Genomic DNA, 26,158 nt, shown 5'->3' with positions numbered 1-26,158 from the left:
GTTACTCTCCTTTCTTAGCACCTGTAAGTTTAATTCGAGGGTCAATGAATCCGTATGCAATATCTACAAGCAAGATACAAAAAAGTAGTAAAATACTGTAGAACACCGTTACGCCCATAATCGTTGTATAATCTCGGTTTGAGATACTGAGTACAAAGTGTGAACCTAATCCCGGGATACCAAATATTTTTTCAATAACAAAGCTACCCGTTAAAATCCCTGCTACTAAAGGTCCCATATAGGATACGACTGGAAGCATCGCATTTCGCATGGCGTGCTTAACTGTAATAACGCCTCTGCTTAAACCTTTTGCTTTCGCTGTACGAATATAATCATTGCTTAATACTTCAAGCATACTCGAACGAGTTAACCGTGCGATAAATGCCATAGGGGTTGAAGCGAGCGCGAGAGCTGGTAACACCGTGTGTGCCCAAGATTCCCAGCGTGCAACCGGAAAAATTTGTAGTTTCATAGCCAGAACGTATTGTAATACCGCTGCCATAATAAAACTCGGAACTGAGATTCCTAGAACTGCAATAACCATCGCCGTGTAATCTTGCCACTTATTATGTTTTAAGGCAGCAATAACACCAAGTACTACACCAATAGCAATTGCTATTAAAATAGCTTCCATCCCTAGCATGAATGAAACAGGGAATCCGCCGTTGATCAAATCGTTTACCGTTTGGCCTTTATATTTGAAAGATGGACCAAAATCCCACTTTAAAATTGATGTTAAATAATCAAAGTACTGATGGTACCAAGGCTGGTCTAAACCGTAATACTGATTTAGATTTTTTTGAATTTCAGGGGGAAGCTGCTTTTCTGATGTGAATGGACCTCCCGGAACAGCACGCATTAAGAAAAAGGTTGCTGTTACGATTAGCCATAATGATAGAAACATATAAATAAGTCGTTTTCCTATATATTTGAACACCCTGACACACCTCCATATTTTTACAAAATTCGCGCACAAGAAAGAAAAGTATATGGAGCACCAGGCCCCATATACCCTTTGTCATAATTGATGTTACTTACTCAAAATGAGCCCACTTAATCTGAATGTCTCCAAGTCCAGACATCACAACATCTTTCAGCTGCTTGTCTTGTACCCAAGCGTTTGTGTAGAAGTAGATTGGTGCCACTGGCATTTCATCCATGAAGATACCTTCTGCTTTTTTCAACATTGCCTGACGTTTTTTAGGATCTGTTTCTTTTTGAGAGTCAATTAATAACTTTTTATATTCTGGGTTTTCCCAGTTTGTATCATTGTTTCCGCCTTTTTTATCACGGAACAATTCTAAGAAGTTAATTGGATCGTTAAAATCTCCTAACCAGCCCATACGTCCAACTTGATAATCTCCTTGGTGTAACTTTTCAATGTAAACAGCCCACTCAGAGTTGTCTAACTGTACTTTAATGCCAAGGTTTTTCTTCCACATATCTTGAACAGCTTGTGCAATTTTTGCATGTTTTTCATCCGTGTTGTATGAAACCTTAATTGCTGGTAGTTCTGAAGCATCTTTAAGGCCCATTTCTTTCAAGCCTTTTTCTAAATATTCTTTTGCTTTTTTCACATCATTGTCTTTGAAGTAACCTTTTTTGTTATCTTCAAACATTGTTGGTGGTACAGCCGCCATCGCTGGAACTGAACCGTCTTTTGTAATTTGTTCTGTAATACCTTTACGATCAATTGCATAAGCTAATGCTTTACGAATGTTCACGTTGTCTAAAGGTTTTTGTTCTGTATTAAACTTGTACCAGTAAGTACCTGCAATCTCTTGAATGTTTAATGAACCGTCTTTCTTTAATTCAGGAAGTGCATCAGCCGGTAATTGACCAGTAGGCATACCCGCCCAGTCTAATTCACCGTTTTTGAACATTGAAAGTTCAGTGTTGTTATCATTGATCATGTACATTTCAACTTTTTTAAGTTTTACAGCATCTTTATCCCAATAGTTTTCATTAGGAACTAACTCGATTTTGTCATTATGTTTCCAAGCTTTAAGCTTGAAAGGACCGTTTGACGTATAGTTTTCGCCTGCATTTGTGTACCATTTTTCATTTGATTCAGCAATTTTCGTATTCACTGGGAAGTACGTATAGAAAGCTGTTAATTCTAAGAAATATGGCGTTGGGTTTTCTAATGTTACCTCAAGCGTTTTATCATCTGTTGCTTTAACGGCAACATCATCTAATGAACCTTTTCCTTCATTGGCAGCTTGTGCATTTTTAACATAGTATAATTGATATGCATATTGAGATTCGTTTTTAGGATCTAACGCCCATTTCCATGCATATTCGAAATCTTTTGCTGTTACAGGGTCACCATTTGACCATTTTGCATCGTCGCGAATCGTAAACGTATATTTAGTTTGATCATCGCTGACCTTCACATCTTTCGCCATTGCATTTTCAGGTTTTCCATCTTTACCGATACGAGTTAAACCCTCAAATGTTTGTAATAATACGTTTGATGACGTTGAATCATTAGCTAAGCCTGGGTTTAATGAAAAAGGCTCAGTTTTAATGTTTACGCGAAGCTCTTGCTCTTTTTTCTTTTCGCCGCCATCACTGCTAGCATTTTCACTGCCACCAGATTCTTTGTTAAATCCACATGCAGCTAAAAACAAGCTCATTACAAGCAGCAAACTGAAAAGAATCGACAACCTTTTCTTCATTGCGTGTTACCCCCTATTAAATTTTGTTTGTGTGGCAACCATATTTTTTTGATATGCACTAATTTCTTAATCCTCTTTCAATACAAAATAATCAGTTATTTTTTCACGTAGTAGAGCATTAAAGACCTCACTGCAAAATTATTCTTCTACTCTATGAAACTGTCATCAATTGTTTACATGCTGTAAATCCAATGTATGCGCTTAATATGTAGAAGACTCATTCATTACAAAATTCGCTAATTGAAACAAAACATTGTCTATTTTGTGTTTTCTGAAAAATTAAGAAATTGTAATACCTTTGTAAAAAATATGTTTGTTACGCCTATTATAAATATTTTAAAAATTTATTGCAATACTATTATTTAATGGTATTTTTTTGTCATGGGGGAAAAAACCTTATCTTATAAGGATTGTGCCTACTTGTCAGACTTCTAAAATCTTTTTTGTAGTATAGGTATTACGATAGTATTACAAAGCCATTAGAAATATTAAATAAAAGATTTTTACCAAATCCTCCACCAAATTTTCATCAAGAAATGCTTTAATTAAAAGGTTCTTGTCTTTTTTTGCCGCTGAAAAATCCCAGTAAATTGTCTTATAAAACTTTTTAGTGATAAGATGTTTAAATTCCTGCTTTTTCGCGTTATAATAACGAATAACTATATAATTAAAGCTGTGAAAAAGAGTAGTATGCAGAATTTTCATTTTCAGAGAGTTTGTGGCTGGTGAGAACAAACATTGAAACCTGCAGAATGGACTTTGGAGCTTTCAAGTGCAAAGCTTGAACGTTGACCTCAACGTTACATGAATAAAGATAGTTCACAATTATGTGTACTAATTAGGGTGGCAACGCGGTCCATTCGCCCCTAGCTTATGCTAGGAGCGGATGGGCCTTTTTATGTTGTATCCGTAAATTAGCATCATATATGAGCAGATGAAAGGAAGATTTGATGAAAACAATTTTTTCAGGTATTCAACCAAGCGGTACAATCACTTTAGGTAACTACATTGGAGCGATGAAGCAATTTGTTGAACTTCAACATGACTATAACTGTCATTTTTGTATTGTAGATCAGCATGCGATTACAACGCCTCAAGATCGTTTAGCACTTCGTAAAAACATTCGCAGCCTTGCTGCTCTGTATGTAGCGGTAGGAATTGATCCAGCAAAATCGACTTTATTTATTCAATCGGAAGTGCCTGCCCACACAGAAGCGGGATGGATGTTACAGTGCGTAGCGTATATCGGTGAACTTGAACGTATGACTCAGTTTAAAGATAAGTCCGCTGGAAAAGAAGCAGTATCAGCAGGATTACTAACTTATCCTCCATTAATGGCAGCGGATATTCTTTTATACAACACCGATTTGGTTCCAGTTGGTGAAGATCAAAAGCAGCATTTAGAATTAACGCGTGACTTAGCTGAGCGCTTTAACAAAAAATACAATGATATCTTCACTATTCCTGAAGTACGTATTCCAAAAGTGGGCGCACGCGTCATGTCTCTTCAAGATCCTACGAAAAAAATGAGCAAGTCCGATCCAAACCAAAAAGCTTTCATTACGCTTTTGGATGACGCTAAAACAATTGAAAAGAAAATCAAAAGTGCCGTAACGGATTCAGAAGGTATTGTTCGCTACGATAAAGAAAATAAGCCAGGCATTTCAAACTTATTAAGTATTTATTCGATCCTAGCCAATAAATCGATCGAAGACATTGAAGCGATGTACGAAGGCAAAGGTTATGGTGACTTTAAAGCTGACACAGCCAAAGTGGTAGCTGAAGCACTCGCTCCAATTCAAAAAAGATATTATGAATTAGTTGATTCTAGCGAGCTAGATGATATTTTAGATCAAGGTGCCGATAAAGCAAATGCAACGGCTAATAAAATGCTTCGCAAAATGCGAAACGCAATGGGAATTGGCCGTAAACGTTAAAAAAAACGACTGCTATGCAGTCGTTTTTTTTAATTAACTTTTGGCTCTTGTTCAATTTCCCAAAGTTTTTCAAAGAAAGGTTGTCCTTTTACTAAGCGCTCGCATAATAATTTATGCTTCGGTGACCACCCTGACTTCGTTTCATCGTATAGCTGACTCCACACGTCTTGAAACGGCATCTCTTGAATATCTTCGTACTTCGTTGGATTCCACTCCGTGTACCAGTAGCGGATTTGAGCTGTATTTTTTGTGGTATGTAGCTGATCAAGTGCCATAAATAACAGCTGTTTTAGCTGACGTTCTTTACGTGTTAGTCCTCTCATCGTTTCAGGAGACGGTGAAAGAATATGATGCTCTTTTTTATTCAGCTCGTCTTCACTGAACTTATATTCTAGCTCTTCTTGATCCGCAATCATCTCATAGACTAACTGTTCCTGTCTTGGAATTAAGCGGCTTTTTCGAATCGGAATATGATATCCCATCGTATCAATTGCTAAAATATTCGTTCCATCTGTAACAATAAAACAATATTCAACCTGCGTGCGTTCATGATTTTTCCGAATGTATGCTTTCTGATAGACATCTTGTAGTAGTTGTTGAGGTAGCTCGGAAAGATCATTTTCAATGTAATGAAATAAAAGCGGATTTACTTTTAATAACGGTGCTTGATCGAGCAGTTCTACACAATCGTCTTTTCTCCACTCATGGAAATGACACACATTATAACCGTTTTCTTCGCCTTCAAACCAATTAACCCATACATCATGAAGATATAGCATAATTTACCCCTCACTTACTATCTGTTTGTTATCCATCAGTATAGGCAGAGAAAGGAATTTTTATTCCAAATGATGTTATTTTTCTAAAAATTAATTGTAAAATGCCTTCGTTTTTGGTCATTATTCAAATGCACTTGTTTTGAAGCTCAGATATAACGCCAGTGCTAATGATTGCTAAAGGCTTCATGAGCTATATTCACCTCTATAAGCAGAAAAAAATCCGAGTTTCTTCTATAGTAATAGGTTTGTCAGGAGGTCTGACAAACCTAAAAAAATCTATCACACTTTTGTGATAGATTTTTAACGAAGAGATTTGGGATTCAAAGCATCTTTTAATCCTTCACCAATGAAGTTGATAGCTAGGATCGTAAATGTAATAGCTAAACCTGGCGGAACCCACATCCAAGGCTTATTCTGCAGCACATCTGATTCCCTTGCTTCTGTCAGCATATTCCCCCAGCTTGGCGTATCAGCCGGCACGCCAAAACCGATAAAGCTAATCGCTGACTCAAACACAATAAGGATCGCCATCTGCAAACTGGCTTGAACCACAATCGTTGAAAACACATTTGGCAGCAAATGTTTAAAAATGATTTTAAACGGGCTGCACCCAATGGAAACGGCTGAAAGCACATATTCATTTTCTTTTTCAGCCAAGACTTTGCTTCGCACCAGCCGGGCCGTACTTCCCCAGCTTAAGAAACTAACAACTAGGATGAGCGTCCAAACGCCTGAGATCTTTCCAATTAGGATTGTATTTAACACTACAACGAAAACAATTAGCGGAAAGTTTAATACAAAGTCTGTAAAACGCATTAAGAATTGATCCACTTTGCCTCCGTAATAACCCGCAATCGAACCAATAAGAGTTCCGATTAAAATAACGAGTGTTGTACAGGCAACTCCAATCAGTAACGAAGTTCTTCCTCCATACAATGTACGTGCAAATACGTCTCGCCCATTTGTATCCGTTCCAAACCAATGCTCACTAGAAGGCGCTGCATTCATCGCCATATAGTCGATACGTGTAATATCTGCTTTTGTAAGCAGCGGTGCAAAAATGGCAAGAAGCGTAATCACAATCATGAAAGCTAAACTTATCATGGCTAGTTTATTTTTAACAAACTTCTTTCGCGCAATCGCCCATGGAGAAAGGTTTTTAGGAGCTTTCATATTCACTTCTGGCTGTACATCTTTTTTCGTTACAATTTCCATACTTTCTCCTCCTAATCCAAACGAATACGCGGATCTGCTACGCCGTATAACACATCTGCAAGTAAATTTCCAAGTAGCGTAAGTACTGAAAATAGCATTGTTAGTGACATCATTACAGAATAATCCCGGGTAGACACAGATTCTACAAATAACATTCCAATACCTGGGTATGTAAAAATTGTTTCTGTAATAATAGCTCCTCCAATTACTGTTACAAGGTCAAAACCTAAGAAGGTGATAAGAGGAATCATGGAGTTGCGTAGGATATGAACATTATAAATTTTAGATTCTTTTGTCCCTTTTGCTCTAGCAGTGCGCACAAAATCTTTGCGACTGTTTTCAATAATATCATTACGTAAAAACTGCGTATATTGAGCAGTTGACATCAGTCCCAATATTAAAGCTGGGAGAATAACATGATGTATTCTACTTTGTATATATGCCCACGTTCCTTTTTCTAATCCAACTTCTACTGAACCGCTAAACGGAAACCAATCTAGCTGAAAAGAAAAGAAATAAATCCCTACAATTCCAGCAATAAACGAGGGAACCGCTAATGCAAAATAGTTATACCCTGCAATTAGATTATCTCCTAAAGTATACGGTTTTTTACCTGCATACATCCCCAGTATAAAAGCAAATACATAAGTAATAAATAATGAAGTTAGCGCTAAAAATATAGTATTAGGCATACGTTCTTTTATAATTTCAAGTGTCGGCAACTTATGTGTTGTTGATTTTCCAAGATCTCCTTGAAGCACCCCTTTAATCCAAGTCCAATACTGTACATAGATAGGATCATTATATCCAAGCTTATCACGCATCTCTTCGATATATTTTGGATCTGTCTTACTTGGGTCAATCATGCCCCCAAAAGGGTCCCCTGGCATCATTTTTGCCAGGGAAAAAACTACAAAGGAGATTAGAATCAACATAGGAATCATTCCTAAAATACGTCTTAATGAGTATTGTAGCATCGTTGATTCTCCTTCTTTTAATTATTCTGTCACTGACCACTTATGTGAATCTAGGATGATTGTGTCTGGATCCATCGTTACATTTTTCAGACGTTTATTAACTGCATAGATGTTAACATTTTCCCATAAAGGAAGGGCTGGAAGTTCTTCGTTAAATAACTTCTGCCACTTCACAGAAACATCTTTACGATATTTATCATCAAATGCTTTTTCACTTAACGAATCTTTAATCAGCTGATCAGATTCTTTATTAATCCAACGACCATGGTTCCACTCTGCATTTGATCCCCACGTAATACTTGGGTCTGGGTCATATCCTGTTCCCCATGAGCCAAAAAATGCATCTAACGATTTATCATCGTTTTCTTTCATTTCATTGTATAAGTTAAATTCAATTAATGAACCCGATGCTAATTCAGTTTTCACACCAATATCGTTCCATGCTTGAATAATGGCTTTTGCACGCCCCTCAAAGTTTGCTGGGCCAGCGTAATGTCCAAACGAGATCTTATATGGCTTACCGTCTGGATCTTCAACAAATCCATCGCCATTTACATCTTTATAACCTGCTTCTGCTAATAATTTTTTAGCTTTTTCTGGGTTATATTTATACTGGTTTAAGTCTTGTGGATCTGCTGCTAACCAGAAAACAGACGGAATAACCGTATTTGAAACCGTTGCTTTATCATTCATGAACGCTTTAATCATAGCTGGTCGATTTAATGCATACATTAGCGCTTGACGCACTTTTTTATCTTTAAACTTATCATAATCGTCTACACTGATACCTTTGTCCTTATCTCTATGACCAAAACGAAGGCCTATATAAGAATAGATAGATGCTTTTCCTTCGAGAAGTTCAATGTTGTCCAATTTATTGATTTGTCCTAAATCTGCTGGGCGTATACTTAATACATCGATTTCATTTTTCTTTAAAGCTCCGGCCGCAACAGATGGATCAATAACCTTTACAATAACTTTATCCAAGTGAGGCTTCCCTTGCCAATAGTCATCATTACGCTCTAATTCCACGTACTCTCCTGATACTACTTTCTTTACTTTAAAAGGACCTACACCAATTGGCTCCTGACGAACTTTTTTCGATTCTTGAAGATCCTTCACAGCAATACCTTCATAATATTTCTTCGGCATTGGATATGCCCACAACGTGTCTAGGTTATTCACTCGAACGTCTTTAAACGTTACTTTAAACGTATGAGGATCAACAACTTCTACTCCAGAAATAGAATCCGCTTTGCCATCGTGGTATTCTTGAGCTCCTTTAATAATTTCTACATTGGCATAACGCGGTCCTGTGTAATCTTTATTTGCTATTGTCTCATACGTATACTTAAAGTCATCAGCTGTTAGCTCATCGCCGTTATGCCATTTAACACCTTCTTTTAATTTGAAGGTATATGTTAATTTATCATCACTAATTTTCCAAGTAGCTAAATTGGGCTGAATTTTTATCTCTTTGTCGTAATCATAAAGACCTTCATTAATAAACTGCAGAACGTTAGCGTCGTATTCACCTTGATAGAAACTAAAATCGAATACTCCTTCCGGCGCTCCGTCAATCCCATACGTAATCGTTCCGCCATCTTTTGGCTTGTCTGTTTTTGCACCTTCAGTTTTTGTTTCTCCGCCTTCTTTATTACTAGAAGATGAAGAACTGCTTCCACCGCTGCATGCCGCTAGAAAAAGCGATAGCACAAGCAAAATGGAAACAAGTGATAAAAACGATTTCTTTTTCATCATGACGTTCCCCCTATTTAACTAATAATCTGTTCGTATGTAGCTTTTACGAGTTATATAAATGGCAAGCTACTTGATGGCCAGGTCTCACCTCCTTTAAGGCAGGTTTCGTTTGGCTGCACTCCGCCATTGCATGTATACAGCGAGGATGAAACGCACAGCCTTTTGGCGGATCAATTGGACTTGGCACATCTCCCTGTAAAATAATACGCTGTTTTTTCTTTCGCGGATCTGGTTCAGGTATAGCCGATACAAGCGCTTGCGTATAAGGGTGCAATGGCTCTGCGTACAGACTTTTCTTATCAGCAATTTCCACTAAACCGCCTAGGTACATAACACCGATACGATCACTCATATGTTTAACAACACTCAAATCATGGGCAATAAATAAAAAGGTTAGGTCGAATTCTTGTTGAAGTTCTTTTAGAAGGTTTAAAACTTGTGATTGGACAGAAACGTCGAGTGCCGATACCGGTTCATCAGCAATAATAAGTTTTGGACGAAGTGCAAGTGCACGTGCAATTCCAATCCGCTGACGCTGTCCACCGGAAAATTCGTGAGGATATTTATAGTATGCATCTTCCGGTAACCCTACTTTTGTAAGTAGATTCATAACTTCTGATTTTAATTGATTGGTTGATTTTCCTGTAAAATTCCGAATTGGTTCAGAAATAACATCTCCAACCATTTGCATTGGGTTGAGGGAAGCATAGGGATCTTGAAAAACCATTTGAAAATCTTGTCTAATTTTACGGAGAGAAGTTCCTTTTGCTTCTGTGATATCTTTACCATCGAAAATAATTTTTCCGCTAGTTGGTTCCAACAGTCTTAGAATCGTTCTTCCTGCCGTGGATTTTCCACAGCCAGATTCTCCTACTAGACCGAGCGTTTCTCCTTTTCGAATAGCAAAAGAAATACCGTCAACTGCTTTTACATCACCAATTTTCTTTCGGAAAAATCCGCCGTGAATAGGATAGTAGGTTTTTAAATGCTGAACTTCTAGCAATACATCTTTCACTGCTTTAGTCATTAGCTTGTCTTCACTCCTTTTGACGGATAGCTATTTTTATACAGTAGACATGCGACATCATGCCCCTGTGAATCCTGGCGAAGAACAGGCGTAACGGAACTGCAGTCTTCCATTGCATGAGGACATCGGTTAACGAAACGACAGCCTGTCCGCGGCATGTTTACAAGAGAAGGCACAATTCCTTTGATCGTATTTAATACTTCTACATCATCTTCCATGCGTGGAATTGAGTGAAGAAGCGCTTTCGTGTACGGATGTTTTGGGGCATAAAATAACGTATCAACATCTGTATGCTCCACAATTTTTCCGCCATACATGACAATCACTTCATCACACATCTCAGCAACTACTCCTAAATCATGTGTAATCATAATAATAGACATATCATTGCTTTCTTGAATTTCTTTTAGCAATTCTAAAATTTGAGCTTGAACCGTAACATCTAGGGCCGTTGTCGGCTCATCAGCAATTAAAAGTTTAGGCTGACAAGCTACCGCCATGGCAATCATGACACGCTGCCTCATTCCTCCTGACAGCTGATGCGGATATTCATCGATGAGCTTTTCGGATCTCGAAATACCAACGCTTTTTAAAAGCGCAATGCTTTTTTCACGCGCTTCCGCTTTGGATATATTCATATGGTTAAACAATACTTCCTGCAGCTGATACCCAATGGTTAACACAGGATTAAGGGATGTCATTGGTTCTTGGAAAATCATTGAGATATCTTTCCCCCGAACATCATTCATCTCATCTTCTGATAAGTGCGTAAGATTCTTTCCGTTAAATAAAACGCTTCCGCTTCTAATTTGACTATTTACTTTAGGTAACAGCCCAATGACGGATAAAGACAATACGCTTTTTCCACAGCCAGATTCTCCTACAACCCCTATAATTCGCTTTCGTCCGACTTGAAACGACACGTCGTCCACAGCATTATGCCAGGAATCATTAATGGAAAAAGCAGTTTGTAAATTTTTCACTTCTAGTAAAGGTGTTAATTCGACGGGCTTTTTATCCATTTATAGTGCACACCTCATTTTTCTAAAAATTGTTATATTTGAATAAGATATTATTACAATTTCATTACAAAATCAATATATTTTGAAAATTAATTATATTTTTTATTTTTAAAATAATGATTTCTGAATATCTCTTCGGCACTTTAACGCATAAACCTCCTAATTTTTTGTTGGAAATAGGATAAAATTTACTATTTTTAACTTTAGGTATATAGAACTTGTTTTTTTACAGTTGGAACGCAGATTTTTTTAAGATAGTATTGGTGCTAAGAGGAAGCAGCTGGGTAGTAGTTAAAGTGTGAGGCTTCATACATGAAGTAACAAGATGATAACCAATATTGTAGCCCATCATTTCTGGATACCAATTTTGGCCGAATAACAGTTGATCATATTTCTTTTCGTCGGCGCGCAGATTGTAATAAGGTTTAACATGCTTTTCCCACATTTTTTTAGCTTCTTCAATGGTATAATAATTTGTCCACGGAGCTAAATATTTTTTACCACAATACTCCTCTACAGCTCTTTCAGCTAACCCTTCCATCATCATAGCGTCTAACAAAGTAATCGTTTCATCAGATTTATTAATGGCTTTTAGCCTGCAAACGTGATGGTATTCATGGGTAAGCACTGCTAACATTTCTTCATCGGATGTATGACTTGTCATAAACACAAATAATTTATCGGTAAAAGCGACACCTGCTCTTCCATTAAATTCACGCTGCATTTTTCGATTTCTAGGATTGCTTGGAAGCACTAGCACCGCTACATCGGGCCCATTCCATGCTTTTTTAAGCTTCTCATAATGTGCTTTAACTTTCTTCCAAACCTGTCTTTTCTTCATTTCTTCTAATTCTTTTATAAACATTAAAGAAGGCGGACACATTCCATAGTTAAAAAGTAATTCCATATATTCTTTTTCTTTTAATTTCTTAAAATAGCGCGCGAGATAACGGCTTATTTCTTTCGGCTCCGTCCAAGTAGAAGTTGAAACAATCGGCATGTTTTCCCCTCACTTTCTTCTTCCTTTTGTTTCATGATATGTTCACAGCTACTCTTTTGGTTATTAAAAATAAAAAAAATTCTAGGCATCAGCCTAGAATTTTTCATTATGCTTCGTATTTTTTAAAGATGATTGTTGCATTGTGACCGCCAAATCCAAGTGAGTTGCTGAGCACCGCTTTTACTTCTTGCTTACGCGCTTTATTTGGAATGTAGTCTAAATCGCACTCTTCATCAGGTGTTTGATAGTTAATTGTTGGAGGAAGAATACCGTCTTGAATTGCCTTCACACTAAAAATAGCTTCTACTCCGCCAGCAGCTCCTAACAAGTGGCCAGTCATTGACTTTGTTGAACTAATCGCTACTTTTTGAGCGTGGTCGCCAAATACTTCTTTAATAGCCATTGTTTCAAATTTATCATTGTATCCTGTACTTGTACCGTGAGCATTGATGTAATCAATATCACTTGGCTGTAGGCCTGCATCTTCAATCGCATGACGCATTGCACGAACGCCGCCTTCTCCTCCTGGAGCTGGCGCTGTGATATGGTGAGCATCTCCTGTTGAACCATAGCCCACAATTTCAGCATAAATACGTGCGCCGCGCGCTAGTGCATGTTCAAGCTCTTCAAGCACAATAACACCTGCACCTTCTCCCATAACGAAGCCGTCGCGGTCTTTATCAAACGGACGAGATGCTGTTGCAGGATCTGGATTTGTAGAAAGTGCTTTATTCGCACAGAAACCAGCAATAGATAAACGCGTGATTGGCGCTTCCGTACCGCCCGTCACCATCACGTCTGCATCTCCGCGTTGAATGACTTTAAACGCATCACCAATAGAGTTTGTACCTGTTGCACATGCCGTTACCGTACAAGAGTTCACGCCTTTCGCCCCTAAAGCAATAGAAACTTGTCCTGTTGCCATATCAGGAATCATCATCGGAATGAAGAATGGACTTACACGGCGGGCACCTTTTTCTAATAACGTTGAATATTGGTTTTCAAACGTTTCCATACCGCCAATTCCAGAACCAATCCAAACGCCGACGTTTGGAGCAATTTCTTCTGTAATAGTCAAATCCGCATCTTTAACAGCCGCCAATGCAGCTACCATTGCATATTGAGTAAAGCGATCCATCTTACGAGCCTCTTTGCGGTCAATAAAATCTTCCACGTTAAAATCTTTTACTTCAGCCGCTACTTTAGCCGGGAATTCATCTGCATCTAGTCTCGTTAAAGGACCAACGCCAGACACGCCTGCTACTGCGTTTTTCCAAGCTGTTTCTACGTCATTTCCAATTGGTGTAAGCCCACCAAGTCCTGTTACAACTACACGTTTTTTATTCATCGTACATTCATCTCCTTCAGTTGCTTTAAAAATGTAGTGTTATTTTCCCCATCTAATAGCAATAGCTCCCCATGTTAAGCCGCCTCCGAAACCAACCATTACAATTAAATCATCATCTTGAATTTTCCCTGCTTCAAGCTCATGAACAATTGAAATTGGAATCGATGCTGCTGATGTATTGCCGTAGTATTGGATTGTTTTAGACATTTTTTCTTCAGGCAAGTCTAATCGCTGTCTTGCAGCTTCCATAATACGAATATTCGCTTGATGAGGTACGAGAAAATCAACATCCTCTTTTGTTAAACCTGCTTTTTCAATTACATTAACAGCAGATTCCCCCATTTGTCGAACAGCAAACTTAAATACTTCACGTCCGTTCATGACAATATGATCAAGCTCGTTTTGATACAAGTGCTTGCCTCCCGTACCGTCCGACCCTAGTTCAAAGGATAAAATACCTCGTCCTTCTGATACAGGTCCCATTACAACTGCACCTGCTCCGTCTCCGAATAAAACAGCCGTGTTACGGTCGTCCCAATCTGTAATCTTAGAAAGCTTTTCTACCCCGACCACTAATATATGCCTGTAAGCATTGGTTTCAATAAATTGCTTAGCTGTAATCATGCCGTACATAAACCCTGCACATGCGGCGCTCACATCGTAAGAAGCTGCTTTTTTTGCTCCCAATTTTTCTTGTAGCATACATGATACTGTAGGAAACGGTTGATCTGGCGTTACCGTAGCAACAATGATCATGTCAATATCTTCTGCCTCGACGTTAGCTTTATGTAAAGCTTCAACTGCTGCTTTATAAGCTAAATCAGATGTGTCCTCGTTATCGGCTGCAATTCGGCGCTCTTGAATACCTGTGCGCGTACGAATCCACTCATCTGATGTATCCATTACTTTTTCAAGATCTAAATTTGTTACAACTTTCTCTGGTACATAACGTCCAATTCCTAGAACACCAGCGTTCATATCAACCTCTCCTTTAAATAAAAGGCTTATATTCCTATAAAACCTATATCCGTCATTTCATTTATCGATTATATAATCAATTATTATGAGTTGGTACTAATTTTACTTCATTTTTTATTTTTTGTCTATATAGGTGTTCGTCCTACTCAGGTATCTATCATGCTACATATAGTAATCATACGGGACCCTCTTACTCTAGTATGGGACATTAAGTAAGAACTTACCCACCATTAAAATAGTGAAAGGAATGAGTATCATGGCAAGAAGACAAAGAAATGAAGGTTTTTCTGATTTTATGTTTGGAGCTGGGCGCAGAAAATCAAAAGAAGAAAGAGAGCGAGAGGAGTGGGAACGATTATTTAAACAAATCGATGAAATTGTACTCGCTGTCGAAGAACTAGCTCCTCTTCTTAAACAGTTTGCCCCTTTAGTCGATTTATTTTCCAAACAAAAATAACAGCTCGGATTCTACCGAGCTGTTTTCTTTAGTTGTTTTCATTTTCAGCTAATGCATCTTGCTTGCCAAGCTCATAGGCATCGTTCATTACTTTTGTTAGTAATGTCAATACCGGCTGTACGTGTTCCATTGATAACTCAACGCCTGTTTCATCTAAGATCTGTTTTGCTTCTGGCAAGTACTTCATTGCAATTTGCATGAATTGCATATTTTGCTCTTCCATAGTGAAATCTCCTTTATTAAAAACATTTATTCCTCCTTATATTAGCGAATCTATTCTATAAGTACAACTTTCTCCTTTTAATGAAGAGGTAAAAAGAATGTTCTCATATGTTTTTTTTGCAGATAAATGCCTTCTTTAGCCGTTACTTTTGAAGAAAATTGCAGCAGTTCTTTCGCTTTCCTGCTGATTTCATATTTTTCTTGAGCCGCTTCTTCCTTCACCTCCATATGAGTAATGTTTGCTCCTGCGCTCCAAGGCTGTAACTTTTCTTCAACTAAATGAATCACTTCATATGAATATGCAGCAGTTTTACAGCGTCTAAGTGCACTGACGGCATCTTCAATATAAATAATAAAATCCGTGCCTTCCATAATGTCAAAAGCCTCTTCGTACCCGGCAATATTTTTGGAATAGCACATTGACAAAGGCTGCCAAGGTCCGTAAAGAGTCGGCGTTCTGACAATTATAATGGGCCATCCATCATCTTTATATTTTTCTATCATTCGCTCAAAATGAACGTATAGCCTTCCTTCACTACTGTCCGGTTCTGGAATCGTTGTTTCTTCAATCTTTCGCTGCTGGTCTCCAAATACGCGCATGGTAGAAACAAACACAAATCGAATGTTGAATTGACGGCATTTGTTAAGCGCTTGAATGAGCACTTGCTGCGCTTTTTGCATTTCTTGTCTTAAAAAATCAGGATGATAAAAGTCTCCTCCATCGAAATACGTAAAGTAGACAACATCCGTTTCTGAGGTAATCATATCTAATGACTCTCCTACTTCAGTCGATGCATAATTAGCGTTTCGCCCTAAGAAAAATTTCATCTCTTCCTGCAAATCATCTTCTTCTTTATGAGCAGAATGTGTATACCCTTTTACTTCTGTACCTTCGTCTAAAAAAGCCATACATAAATGAAAACCAATAAAGCGGTTTGCCCCTATTACTACTACATTTCCCATATCGCTTCCTCCAATTCTTCATTCATCATTTACTCAACAAAAAGCTTAAATCCCTATAGTTATAGAGGGCACTCGTTCCTTATTTCAAAGAAGCTCATCTGTAAAAGCATCATGAACTCTTTTTTCATTTTATCTCTTATACAAAAAGCCCCTATGATATGTATAATCATAGAAGCTTTGCTTATAACACTTTTTCATGCTGTTTATAAAATTGGAGAAGGGACCGTTCAAACAAATAGTTTTTTTCCGGTAAATAAAGTGAAAGCATAATAGGAGAGTGAAGTTCTTCACGATGTAGTTCATATTTTTTACTGTGTGCAATTGGATAATGAGTAGAGGCATTAGGCGCCGTCCATATTTTCACGGGCAGCGTTGATTTTAATTCTGTAACAGAAGGGTACTCCTTAATTAACTTTGATACTTGCTTCCGCTCCACTTTATAAGCTTGAGTCAAGTCCTTCGTGAATTGTTTATAAAAGAATTTATTGTTTTTTTCATGTTCTGCATGCGTATGAAGATCAATACATGGATTTAGTAAACCAGCTGATCGAACGAACGTATTCCCGTCATTTTCCATTAGCTGCAGCGCTAACAGAGCCCCCATTCCTTCAGCTAAAATATGAATTCGTTTATTTAAAATTTCTTGTTTCATTACTAAATGATAAAGTTGTTTTGCAAGGTGATATGCTTCTGGAGACCCCCAATGCCGGCCATATAAATTGGAATAAAATACTGTGTATCCTTCATCTTGTAAACATTGCAACAGCTGTGACCTTCCGCCGTGCTGAATCCATAAGCTAGTTGAACTTTCAACAAAATGATCTTTATCACCCAATACTAACACACCGAAACCATTCGGTCGTTCAGGGACATGTACGACATTCCATTGCGTATCTAAGCTAAAAAAGCGTCGATGTATCATAGCTCTTCCTCCGTAACTTACTAGTTGTTCCATACAGTGTATGATAGAACCATCAAAAAGCGCACTAGAATAATGCCTATTTCTGACTTATTGCTCTTTTGTTTCTGCATGGGAACACGCCCCTTATTTATTCATAAAAAATTCAATTTCTTATTTGACTGCTATATGCTAAAATGAAATCAAACTGTACTGTAAACGAGGTGAATAGAATGCGTGTCGTAATGGCTTTTGTTTGGGGCTTTTTACTAATGAATATGGCAGTGTACGTAATCTCTGCAATGACGGGCGGTACTTACAGTTTCGCAACCGCTTCCATCCTTGGAGTAGTTTTCACGCTAGTTGTAATTTTGATTGGAGAACTGGGTGTACCGAATAAACCAGCAAATAATCATCACTAAAAAGTGTTGGCTGTAAAGCCAGCGCTTTTTTTATCTTTTGGCATAAGCTCTTCTCAGCAATTTCTTTCGTTAACTCGTATTCACAACAAATGATTGAAGCTATTTTTTACATTTATATACATTCATAATCATTGATTATCCTAACCTTTAACTATATAATTTTAGAATAATCAAACTATTAATTATAGGAGTGAATACTGCTGTGACTAAAGAAAAAATTGGTTTTATCGGAACAGGCGTTATGGGTCAAAGCATGGCCGGGCATTTAATTGACGCAGGATATGAAGTCCTTGTTTATACGCGAACAAAAACTCGTGCTCAAGCACTACTTGAAAAAGGGGCCAACTGGAAAGAAACCGTTCAAGAAGTGGCCGAACAATCTGATGTTATTATCACCATGGTAGGCTATCCTCACGATGTAAAAGAGATTTATTTAGGCAAAGACGGCATTATACATAATGCAAAGAAAGGCTGCTATACAATTGATATGACGACATCAAGCCCTATACTTGCTCGTGAGATTTATCAAGCAGCAAAAGAGAAGCACATTCATGCGCTTGACGCTCCTGTTTCAGGAGGGGATATTGGGGCTCAGAAAGCAACATTAGCGATTATGGTAGGAGGGGATTCTGAAGCATTCTCTGCCGTTACGCCTATTCTTGAAAAAATGGGAACAAATATCGTTCTTCAAGGAAGTTCTGGTGCTGGTCAACATACAAAAATGTGCAATCAAATTGCTATTGCCTCTAATATGATGGGCGTGTGTGAAGCGATACTCTATGCTGAAAGAGCTGGGTTAGATCCAAACACCGTTTTAAAAAGTATTGAAACAGGAGCAGCTGGAAGCTGGTCGTTAAGCAATTTAGCTCCTCGCATGATTAAAGGAGACTTCGAACCAGGTTTTTATATTAAACACTTTATTAAAGATATGAAAATTGCCATTGAATCAGCTGAAGAAATGGAGCTATATACACCAGGGCTAAAGTTAGCAAAATCGCTTTATGAACAGCTCGAAAAACAAGGCGATGATAATAAAGGAACACAGGCTCTGTATACCCTTTTAAAACAGCATGCCCTAACTGTATAAAAGCAGGCAGCTCATTATGAGCTGCCTGTTTTTATTAATGATTTACGCTTCATTTAACGAATTCATAAAACGACTGAATGCGAGCTGCCCTTCAGTGTTTTGTTTAAACACACCTGCATGTTCTAAGATAGTTGCAAAAATCAAACCGAGCTCTTGTTGGAGAATGCTTTGGACATTTTGCTCTTCAATATGTGGATATTTTTTCTCGATTTGTTCGGCCCATTTTACGTGTTTTTGCACTTGATCATGTCTGCTGGCTAACTCGTTCAGGTTATTCTGAACTAACCCTTTGGCCACTAGACTCATTTCGTCTTTCAAACGACCAGGTAAAACCGCAAGCCCCATTACTTCGATTAAACCTATGTTCTCTTTTTTGATATGATGAACTTCTGCATGCGGATGATAAATGCCACCTGGATGTTTGCCGTTTGTTCGATTGTTTCGCAGTACTAAATCTAATTCGTACAAATCCCCTCTTTTCCTAGCAATAGGCGTGACCGTGTTGTGAGGAGTTTGATCTGTAAAAGCTAAAATATCAGCACTTTGATCACTATATGATTTCCATTTCTTCAAAATGAAATCCGCTGCTTCTACTAATGGTGTAAGGTGCGAACTGTGAAGACGAACGACCGACATCGGCCAATGAACAATTCCAGCTTTCACGTCTGGATATGCTTTAAGAGAGAACAATTTATTTATTTTTGCTTTAGCCATAGGAAAATCATGATAGCCGCCTTGAAAGTGGTCATGAGTTAAAATAGATCCTCCTACGATGGGTAGATCTGCATTTGATCCTAAAAAATAATGTGGAAATTGTTCAACGAAGGCAAGCAGCCGCTTAAACGTTTGCTTTGAAATATGCATGGGTGTATGTTCACTCGCAAAAACAATGGCATGTTCATTATAATAAACATAAGGTGAAAACTGCATGTACCACAGCTCTTCCTGTAATTCCACAGGAATAATCCGATGATTTTGACGAGCTGGGTGGTTAATACGACCTGCATAACCAGCATTTTCTTTACAGAGCAGACACAGCGGATAGTTGCTTTCCTTCAATGATTTGCTTGCTGCAATTGCTTTTGGATCTTTTTCCGGCTTGGATAAGTTAATAGTAATTTCAAGTTCTCCAAAGTCAGTGTTTGTTACCCATCTTTCGTTTTTAGCAATTCGGTCTCTGCGAATATAGTGAATGTCTTTTGACAGCTTATAATAATAGCTTGTGGCTTTTTGGGGGCTTTGCTGATAGTGTTCATAAAATGTCCGATTAACCTCTGAAGGCATGCTTGCAAAGCACCCCATTATTTTGGTATCGAATAAATCTCTATACGTGATAGAATTCTCGGCGATTCGATTGTTTTCTGCAGCCCAATCAAGCATGTTGTCTAAAATAGCAGCTGGATGTTCCAGACGTTCTTCTTTGACTTCTACTATAATACATTCGTCGAGCTTTAACACTTCCAGCAGTTTATTTCTCACCACATCTATATCCCATTTTGTTAATAGATTCTTTTGTAAACCATATTGAATAAGTCGGGTGATTTCTTCATGAATGTTGACTGACATACACTCGTTCCTTTCTCTATCTGTGTTTTCTCTTGTACTGCTTCTAATGTGAGTTCACGTGCTCCTTCTCCAACGGTAACCACATAAAATTCAGCTTCTAAACTCGTTTTCTCATAATAGGTATCCCTTACTTGTTCAATAAACCTATCAACCTGTGCTTTTTGTACGATGCTAATTGTACAGCCGCCAAAGCCTGCACCCGTCATGCGTGATCCAATCACACCTTCTTGCAACCAAGCTGCTTCTACAAGAGCATCTAGTTCTTTCCCACTTACTTCATAGTCATCTCGCAGTGAGCAGTGCGATTCATTCATCAATTGACCAAACCCTTTTAAATCACCGTTTTGCAATTTAGCAACCGCTTCTTTTGTGCGTTCATTTTCATATACCGCATGTTTAGCGCGCTTACAATCTACTTCATTTTGTATCAAAAACTTGTACTTTTCAAATTGCTCTTTGGTTAAATCACCAAGCGAATTAATAGAAAGTGACGTTTGCAAATCTGACAGCGCTCTTTCACACTCCATGCGGCGTTCATTATATTTTGAGTCTGCCAGTCCTCTTCGCTTATTTGTATTAGAAATAACGAGCACAGCATCTGTTAATTGCAGCGGGCTATACTGGTATTCAAGAGTTTGGCAGTTTAACAATACGGCTTGATTTTCCTTTCCCATTCCAATTGCAAACTGATCCATAATCCCGCAGCTTACGCCGATAAATTCATTTTCAGCTTGCTGCGCCATTTTTACAAGGTCCATCATATCAATATTCAATTCAAAAATTTTATTTAAAAGTACGCATGTGACTAACTCAATTGATGCTGATGATGAAAGCCCTGCTCCGTTAGGAATATTGCCAAAAAACAAGATATCAAAACCAAAAGGAAGATCATATCCGTGCTTTTTAAAGGTCTCCATTACTCCTTTTGGGTAATTACCCCAATCATCTTCGATTTTGTACGTTAATTGCTCTAGAGAGGATTCAATAACTCCTGCTTCAGAGAAGTTTTTAGAGTACATACGTATTTTTCGATCATGACGTTTTTGTACTACCGCATACGTTCCTATACTCAATGAACAAGGAAAAACATGCCCTCCATTATAATCAGTATGTTCTCCAATTAAATTGACACGTCCTGGCGCAAAAAAGCAGCGAATAGCTTCTGACGAATGAAATATTTGTTTGAACTCTTCGATTAATTTTCCCAGCATTTATTATCACCTATTTTAAGTAGTTTTTTGGAAACGGATTCATATGTACATTGTAAAGTCCATTTTTCTTTGCCTCAATGGTAAAATTACTATTGATAATCGGTACTTTTTTGCTTATCACTTTAAAAATGATTCTTTTGAATTGACGATGAACTACTCTTACGCCAAAAAGGTGTTATCTTTATGTAAGCCTTGACTTGCAAATGATATGAAAATAATAGATTTAGAGACATCCCCTAAAAATAATCACGATATTTTCAAAAAATTATAGAAAAATGAAAGCGATTACGTTAAAGTAAGAATTAAGTACTACTTTATTTCAAAAAGAAGGTGAAAATTTGCTCTCACATTTCCAAGCTCAAGAATATTCAACGTACGCATACAGGTTTTTAGAATCCCGCACAAATGAAGTTGCGCAGCTATGGTCTGTTGGGTGGGATGAAGTGTTCTCTCCCCTTTATAACTGGAGCGGAAATCAGCGAAAAGACGTAGGGAAATATATTTTTCAATACACGGTTTCTGGGTACGGAATGATTGAAATAGATGGACATGAATATAAAGTGGATGCTGGGAAAGCATTCATCGTCAATATACCTGGAAATTATCGCTATTACTTACCAAAGGAAAGTGAAAACTGGGAGTTTATTTTTCTTACATTATACGGAGATGAAGTACAAAAATGCTGGGATTATATTCAGTCAACCCACTCTCCTGTAATACGGTTTCATCCTGAATCAGCACCTGTTCAGCTGCTTGCTCAAATATATAAGCGGGCAAGTGAAAAACATATAGCAGATCCATTTCATGCCTCAAGCTTATCTTACCGCTTTGTAATGGAGCTGTACCAATATATTAAAAGCATGGACAGTTTTACAGAAGATTGGCCTGAAAGTATTATTAGCTCTATTTTATTTGCCCGTAATCATTATCATGAAGAAATCGGTCCGGATGAAATGGCAGATGCAGCTCATTTATCTCGCTATCATTTTAGCCGGTTATTCAAACAAACGACTGGGATTACGCCGATTCAATACTTAACGAAGCTTCGCATTCAAAAAGCGGCCGAACTATTGCATCAAACCAAGTACTCAATCGAAGAAATTGCTGAAAACGTCGGCTATGCAAATGCCAATTATTTAACAAAAGTATTTCGCAAAACGACCAATATGACACCCGGGCAGTATCGAAAAAGTGATGCATCCATTGATGAGCACTTTGCATTGCCAAAATAAAAACGACTTCCATAAAAGGAAGTCGTTTTTATTTTTTATCGGGAATTTCTACTACCACAGAACCTTTTTCGTAAATAAAAGTCAATTTTTTACCCGGGATAATCATATTTTCTAAAATATCTCGTGCAGCTTGAAGTGCAAACTCTGTCCGTTCTGCCTTTTCCTGCACTTCTTCATTTTCAGCTTGAAGATCATTTTTATCCAGCGCTCTTATTTTAGTTAATGCCTGATCTATAAAATCGTATGCTTCGTCATATATAAGCTCTATACGGTCCTTCATGTGCTCATTCATGCCCCTTTGCCCATTTTGTATTATCATAAATGAATTAGATATATTCTACAACCTAAAACTGAATAAGTTTTTACGCTTAGCTCTCACGTATTTTCTTTCATTTATTTTAAAAGAAGAGCTGCTTTTAATAGCAAAAAAAGACCATTCAATTTATCATGAATGATCTTTTTAGAAAACTTATACGCTGACAACAAACTCATCATCTTTTACATCAACTGTCACTTGACTATAATCTTCAATTTGCCCTGCAATTAATTCTCTGGCAATTTTTGTTTCAATATATTTTTGAATAAACCTTTTTAAAGGGCGAGCTCCGTATACCGGATCAAATCCGGAGGCTGCAATATAATTTTTCGCTTCTTCTGTTAACGTTAACGAAATATGACGATCGGATAAACGCTTTTCAAGCTGAACCAATAGCTTATCAATAATCCCTTTTACTTCATGAACAGTTAGCGGTTTGAATAAAATCGTGTCGTCTACTCGATTTAAGAATTCTGGACGAAAATGCTGTCTTAATTGAGCCATCACTTGCTCTCTGGCTTTTTCAGTAATCTCGCCTTCACTTGTTAAACCGTCTAATAAAAATTGAGAACCGATATTCGACGTCATAATAATAACTGTATTTTTAAAATCAATGACTTTTCCTTTTGAATCTGTTGCTCTTCCATCATCTAGTATTTGAAGGAGCACATTAAATACTTCGGGATGGGCTTTTTCAATTTCATCTAACAAAACGACTGAATAAGGCTTGCGTCTCACCGCTTCCGTTAGCTGGCCGCCTTCTTCGTATCCTACATAGCCAGGAGGCGCTCCTATAAGCCTAGAGACCGCATGCTTTTCCATGTACTCAGACATATCAATACGAACCATTTGTTCTTCACTGTCAAATAAAGAATGTGCCAGCGTTTTGGCTAGCTCCGTTTTTCCTACTCCGGTAGGTCCTAGGAAAATAAATGACCCAATCGGACGGTTCGGGTCTTTAATGCCTGCCCGTGCGCGAATCACAGCATCCGTCACTAAGGATACAGCTTCATCTTGTCCAATCACACGCTGCTGTAAAATTGACTCAAGCTTCAACAGCTTTTCTCTTTCCCCTTCAACTAGTTTTGATACCGGAATTCCCGTCCATCTTCCTACAATTTCAGCAATTTCTTCTTCTGTTACTTCTTCTCTTAACAAACGGTTTTCTTGTGCTTTTTCAGCAGCTGTTTCTTCCAGCTGTTTTAGTTCTTTTTCAAGAGCTGGAATGCGTCCGTGGCGAAGTTCAGCTGCTTTATTTAAATCATATTTCCCTTCAGCTTCTTCTAGGTCTCGCTTCGCTTTTTCAAGCTGCTCCCGGACATCTTGCACCGTTTGAATCGACTGCTTTTCTTTTTCCCACTGCAGCTTCATTGTATCTGCACGTTCTCTTAAATCAGAGACTTCTTTTCGAATTGCCTCTAACCTTGTGATGCTTGCTTGATCTGTTTCTTTACTTAATGCCGCTTCTTCAATTTCAAGCTGCATGACACGTCGTGTAACTTCATCTAATTCTGATGGCATCGAATCAATTTCTGTTCGAATAGTTGCGCATGCTTCATCAATTAAATCAATTGCTTTATCAGGTAAAAAGCGATCTGATATATAACGATCAGACATAACCGCTGCTGAAACAATCGCTCGGTCGTGAATATTCACGCCGTGATGAATTTCAAATCGTTCTTTTAAACCACGTAAAATAGAGATTGTATCTTCTACGGAAGGTTCTTCAACCAGTACCTGTTGAAAGCGTCTTTCAAGCGCTGGATCTTTTTCAATATACTGACGATACTCATCAAGAGTTGTAGCTCCTATACAGTGAAGTTCTCCTCTAGCAAGCATTGGTTTTAAAATGTTCCCTGCATCCATCGCTCCATCCGTACGGCCTGCTCCAACGATTGTATGAAGCTCGTCAATGAATAAAAGAATTTGACCGTTGCTTTTCTTAACTTCTTGAAGAACAGCTTTTAAACGCTCTTCAAATTCTCCCCTGAATTTCGCTCCTGCTACTAAAGCTCCCATATCTAATGAAAAGATGGTTTTATCTTTTAATCCTTCAGGCACATCTCGGCGAACAATACGCTGTGCTAGACCTTCAACAATCGCTGTTTTACCAACGCCAGGTTCTCCTATCAAAACTGGATTGTTTTTTGTTTTTCGCGATAAAATGCGGATAACGCGGCGAATTTCTCCGTCTCGTCCAATGACTGGATCAATGTTGCCTGCTCGTACTTCTGCTACTAAGTCTCTTCCATATTTAGCTAACGCTTCATATGTGACTTCGGGATTTTGACTTGTAATTCGCTGATTTCCTCGAAGGCTGGTAAGCACATCTTGCAGAGCTTTTTTTGTTATACCGTGACTTGAAAATAACTTGCCATATTCACTAGAAGACGGTTCCTGTGCTAATGCTAAAAAGATGTGCTCAACTGAAACGTAATCATCTTGCAAACGAGATGCTTCTTCTTGAGCTTTAACAAACAGCTGCTGAAGTTTATTCGTAATATAAACCTTCCCTGCTTCAGCACCACTTCCTGTAACGGCTGGTTTTTTCGCAAGCAATTGATTTACCTGCTGCTGAAAAGATTGATGATCTATATGTAAATGATCTAATATGCGAGGAGCAATACCATCTTGCTGATGAATGAGCGTATAAAGCAAATGAGCAATATCCACTTCCTGCTGATTTCGTTTAATAGCTTCGGACTGCGCTTCCATCACGCCTTCTTGCAATTTTTGGGTCATTTTATTTATATCCATTGAACATCCTCCTTCGATACATTTGACCTTTATTGACCTTTATTTCATTATACCCAGCAATAGGAAAACAAGTAAAGCCATTCAATTTAGAATGGCTTCTTTATTTTTTACTATTTAAGGCTTACGCATGTACGTCCAGTGGCGATCATCGTTGGCCGTCTCTGGAAAACGCTCTCCTGCTTTTAATTTAACCTTTTGAGGATTATTTACGTTACTTCCTGTTTCACCAATTTCAATATACACTCCGTTATTAGGAGCTTTTTGACCCGGTGTGAAATGACGATTTTGTCCCATTGTCCTGC

24 protein-coding genes and 1 other annotated feature are annotated in these 26,158 nt (G+C 38.0%); of the genes, 5 read left to right on the top strand and 19 right to left on the bottom strand.

Going from position 1 to position 26,158, the window contains the following annotated elements; translation table 11 throughout:
• Window position 1: 1 nt before the first annotated feature.
• Together OK414_RS03305 and OK414_RS03300 are read right to left on the bottom strand one after the other, a co-directional pair.
• Window positions 2-937, bottom strand: a complete 936-nt coding sequence (locus OK414_RS03305; protein WP_013055415.1) for an ABC transporter permease — start codon at window positions 935-937, stop codon at window positions 2-4.
• Between the two features lie 97 nt (window positions 938-1,034).
• The gene (locus tag OK414_RS03300) at window positions 1,035-2,681 is read right to left on the bottom strand and encodes a peptide ABC transporter substrate-binding protein (RefSeq protein WP_013081756.1); all 1,647 of its coding nucleotides are present in this window, start codon (window positions 2,679-2,681) and stop codon (window positions 1,035-1,037) included.
• Between the two features lie 666 nt (window positions 2,682-3,347).
• Window positions 3,348-3,552 (top strand) — a binding site (T-box leader).
• Between the two features lie 76 nt (window positions 3,553-3,628).
• On the opposite strand from OK414_RS03300, the gene trpS reads away from it, so the two are divergent.
• Window positions 3,629-4,618 (top strand): tryptophan--tRNA ligase, encoded by a 990-nt coding sequence (gene trpS / locus OK414_RS03295; RefSeq protein WP_026106503.1) that lies wholly within the window; start codon window positions 3,629-3,631, stop codon window positions 4,616-4,618.
• A 29-nt stretch (window positions 4,619-4,647) separates the two neighbouring features.
• On the opposite strand, the gene OK414_RS03290 is transcribed toward trpS, so the two are convergent.
• The 9 genes from OK414_RS03290 to OK414_RS03250 form a co-directional block, all read right to left on the bottom strand.
• Window positions 4,648-5,397, bottom strand: a complete 750-nt coding sequence (locus OK414_RS03290) for a YjbA family protein (protein ID WP_016763046.1) — start codon at window positions 5,395-5,397, stop codon at window positions 4,648-4,650.
• Window positions 5,398-5,697: 300 nt separating this feature from the next.
• Window positions 5,698-6,612, bottom strand: coding sequence for an oligopeptide ABC transporter permease (gene opp4C, locus OK414_RS03285; protein ID WP_013081753.1), 915 nt, complete (start codon window positions 6,610-6,612; stop codon window positions 5,698-5,700).
• A gap of 11 nt (window positions 6,613-6,623) precedes the next feature.
• On the bottom strand, window positions 6,624-7,589 hold the full coding sequence (opp4B, locus tag OK414_RS03280) for an oligopeptide ABC transporter permease (RefSeq protein ID WP_016763044.1): 966 nt from the start codon (window positions 7,587-7,589) through the stop codon (window positions 6,624-6,626).
• A 21-nt stretch (window positions 7,590-7,610) separates the two neighbouring features.
• Window positions 7,611-9,350, bottom strand: coding sequence for an oligopeptide ABC transporter substrate-binding protein (gene opp4A / locus OK414_RS03275; protein ID WP_263045734.1), 1,740 nt, complete (start codon window positions 9,348-9,350; stop codon window positions 7,611-7,613).
• Window positions 9,351-9,393: 43 nt separating this feature from the next.
• Window positions 9,394-10,377, bottom strand: a complete 984-nt coding sequence (locus OK414_RS03270) for an ABC transporter ATP-binding protein (RefSeq protein WP_016763042.1) — start codon at window positions 10,375-10,377, stop codon at window positions 9,394-9,396.
• Window positions 10,377-11,399 (bottom strand): ABC transporter ATP-binding protein, encoded by a 1,023-nt coding sequence (locus OK414_RS03265; RefSeq protein WP_016763041.1) that lies wholly within the window; start codon window positions 11,397-11,399, stop codon window positions 10,377-10,379. The genes OK414_RS03270 and OK414_RS03265 overlap by 1 nt, the downstream gene beginning before the upstream one ends.
• Before the next feature lie 226 nt (window positions 11,400-11,625).
• Window positions 11,626-12,399: a DUF2268 domain-containing protein gene (locus OK414_RS03260; protein ID WP_016763040.1), complete on the bottom strand. Its 774-nt coding sequence runs from the start codon at window positions 12,397-12,399 to the stop codon at window positions 11,626-11,628.
• Between the two features lie 106 nt (window positions 12,400-12,505).
• Window positions 12,506-13,747 (bottom strand): beta-ketoacyl-ACP synthase II, encoded by a 1,242-nt coding sequence (gene fabF, locus OK414_RS03255; protein ID WP_013055405.1) that lies wholly within the window; start codon window positions 13,745-13,747, stop codon window positions 12,506-12,508.
• Window positions 13,748-13,786: 39 nt separating this feature from the next.
• A complete protein-coding gene (locus OK414_RS03250; protein WP_016763039.1) occupies window positions 13,787-14,725 on the bottom strand; it encodes a beta-ketoacyl-ACP synthase III in 939 nt (312 codons plus the stop codon).
• Between the two features lie 256 nt (window positions 14,726-14,981).
• Between OK414_RS03250 and OK414_RS03245 the strand changes: the two genes are divergently transcribed.
• Entirely contained in the window at window positions 14,982-15,182 is a 201-nt protein-coding gene (locus OK414_RS03245) for a hypothetical protein (protein WP_016763038.1), read from the top strand.
• 28 nt (window positions 15,183-15,210) lie between these two features.
• Here OK414_RS03245 and OK414_RS03240 read toward each other — a convergent pair whose 3' ends face one another.
• The 3 genes from OK414_RS03240 to OK414_RS03230 form a co-directional block, all read right to left on the bottom strand.
• Window positions 15,211-15,405 (bottom strand): ComZ family protein, encoded by a 195-nt coding sequence (locus OK414_RS03240; RefSeq protein WP_013081746.1) that lies wholly within the window; start codon window positions 15,403-15,405, stop codon window positions 15,211-15,213.
• 77 nt (window positions 15,406-15,482) lie between these two features.
• Window positions 15,483-16,367: an NAD-dependent epimerase/dehydratase family protein gene (locus tag OK414_RS03235; RefSeq protein WP_034654396.1), complete on the bottom strand. Its 885-nt coding sequence runs from the start codon at window positions 16,365-16,367 to the stop codon at window positions 15,483-15,485.
• Between the two features lie 181 nt (window positions 16,368-16,548).
• A complete protein-coding gene (locus tag OK414_RS03230) occupies window positions 16,549-17,289 on the bottom strand; it encodes a hypothetical protein (RefSeq protein ID WP_013081744.1) in 741 nt (246 codons plus the stop codon).
• 209 nt (window positions 17,290-17,498) lie between these two features.
• On the opposite strand from OK414_RS03230, the gene OK414_RS03225 reads away from it, so the two are divergent.
• Both OK414_RS03225 and OK414_RS03220 read left to right on the top strand, forming a co-directional pair.
• The gene (locus OK414_RS03225; protein ID WP_013055400.1) at window positions 17,499-17,687 is read left to right on the top strand and encodes a YjzD family protein; all 189 of its coding nucleotides are present in this window, start codon (window positions 17,499-17,501) and stop codon (window positions 17,685-17,687) included.
• A gap of 202 nt (window positions 17,688-17,889) precedes the next feature.
• Complete coding sequence (locus OK414_RS03220) at window positions 17,890-18,774, top strand: NAD(P)-dependent oxidoreductase (protein WP_034654398.1); 885 nt, start codon at window positions 17,890-17,892, stop codon at window positions 18,772-18,774.
• Between the two features lie 42 nt (window positions 18,775-18,816).
• Here OK414_RS03220 and galT read toward each other — a convergent pair whose 3' ends face one another.
• Window positions 18,817-20,340: a UDP-glucose--hexose-1-phosphate uridylyltransferase gene (gene galT / locus OK414_RS03215; RefSeq protein ID WP_263045735.1), complete on the bottom strand. Its 1,524-nt coding sequence runs from the start codon at window positions 20,338-20,340 to the stop codon at window positions 18,817-18,819.
• A complete protein-coding gene (locus OK414_RS03210) occupies window positions 20,274-21,551 on the bottom strand; it encodes a galactokinase (protein WP_263045736.1) in 1,278 nt (425 codons plus the stop codon). The genes galT and OK414_RS03210 overlap by 67 nt, the downstream gene beginning before the upstream one ends.
• Window positions 21,552-21,889: 338 nt before the next feature.
• Here OK414_RS03210 and OK414_RS03205 point away from each other — a divergent pair, with 338 nt between their 5' ends.
• The gene (locus tag OK414_RS03205; RefSeq protein ID WP_263045737.1) at window positions 21,890-22,783 is read left to right on the top strand and encodes an AraC family transcriptional regulator; all 894 of its coding nucleotides are present in this window, start codon (window positions 21,890-21,892) and stop codon (window positions 22,781-22,783) included.
• A 28-nt stretch (window positions 22,784-22,811) separates the two neighbouring features.
• Here OK414_RS03205 and OK414_RS03200 read toward each other — a convergent pair whose 3' ends face one another.
• The 3 genes from OK414_RS03200 to OK414_RS03190 form a co-directional block, all read right to left on the bottom strand.
• Window positions 22,812-23,063 carry a hypothetical protein gene (locus OK414_RS03200; RefSeq protein ID WP_014461601.1) on the bottom strand — a complete coding sequence of 84 codons (252 nt, stop codon included), beginning with the start codon at window positions 23,061-23,063 and terminating at the stop codon, window positions 22,812-22,814.
• Window positions 23,064-23,252: 189 nt separating this feature from the next.
• Window positions 23,253-25,856 carry an ATP-dependent chaperone ClpB gene (clpB, locus tag OK414_RS03195; RefSeq protein WP_034654405.1) on the bottom strand — a complete coding sequence of 868 codons (2,604 nt, stop codon included), beginning with the start codon at window positions 25,854-25,856 and terminating at the stop codon, window positions 23,253-23,255.
• Window positions 25,857-25,970: 114 nt separating this feature from the next.
• Window positions 25,971-26,150: a YjzC family protein gene (locus OK414_RS03190; RefSeq protein WP_013055394.1), complete on the bottom strand. Its 180-nt coding sequence runs from the start codon at window positions 26,148-26,150 to the stop codon at window positions 25,971-25,973.
• Window positions 26,151-26,158 lie beyond the last annotated feature (8 nt).

It is taken from the genome of Priestia sp. JV24 (assembly GCF_025910025.1).
GTDB classification, from domain to species: domain Bacteria; phylum Bacillota; class Bacilli; order Bacillales; family Bacillaceae_H; genus Priestia; species Priestia megaterium.
This window is presented reverse-complemented; position numbering and strand designations above follow the sequence as displayed.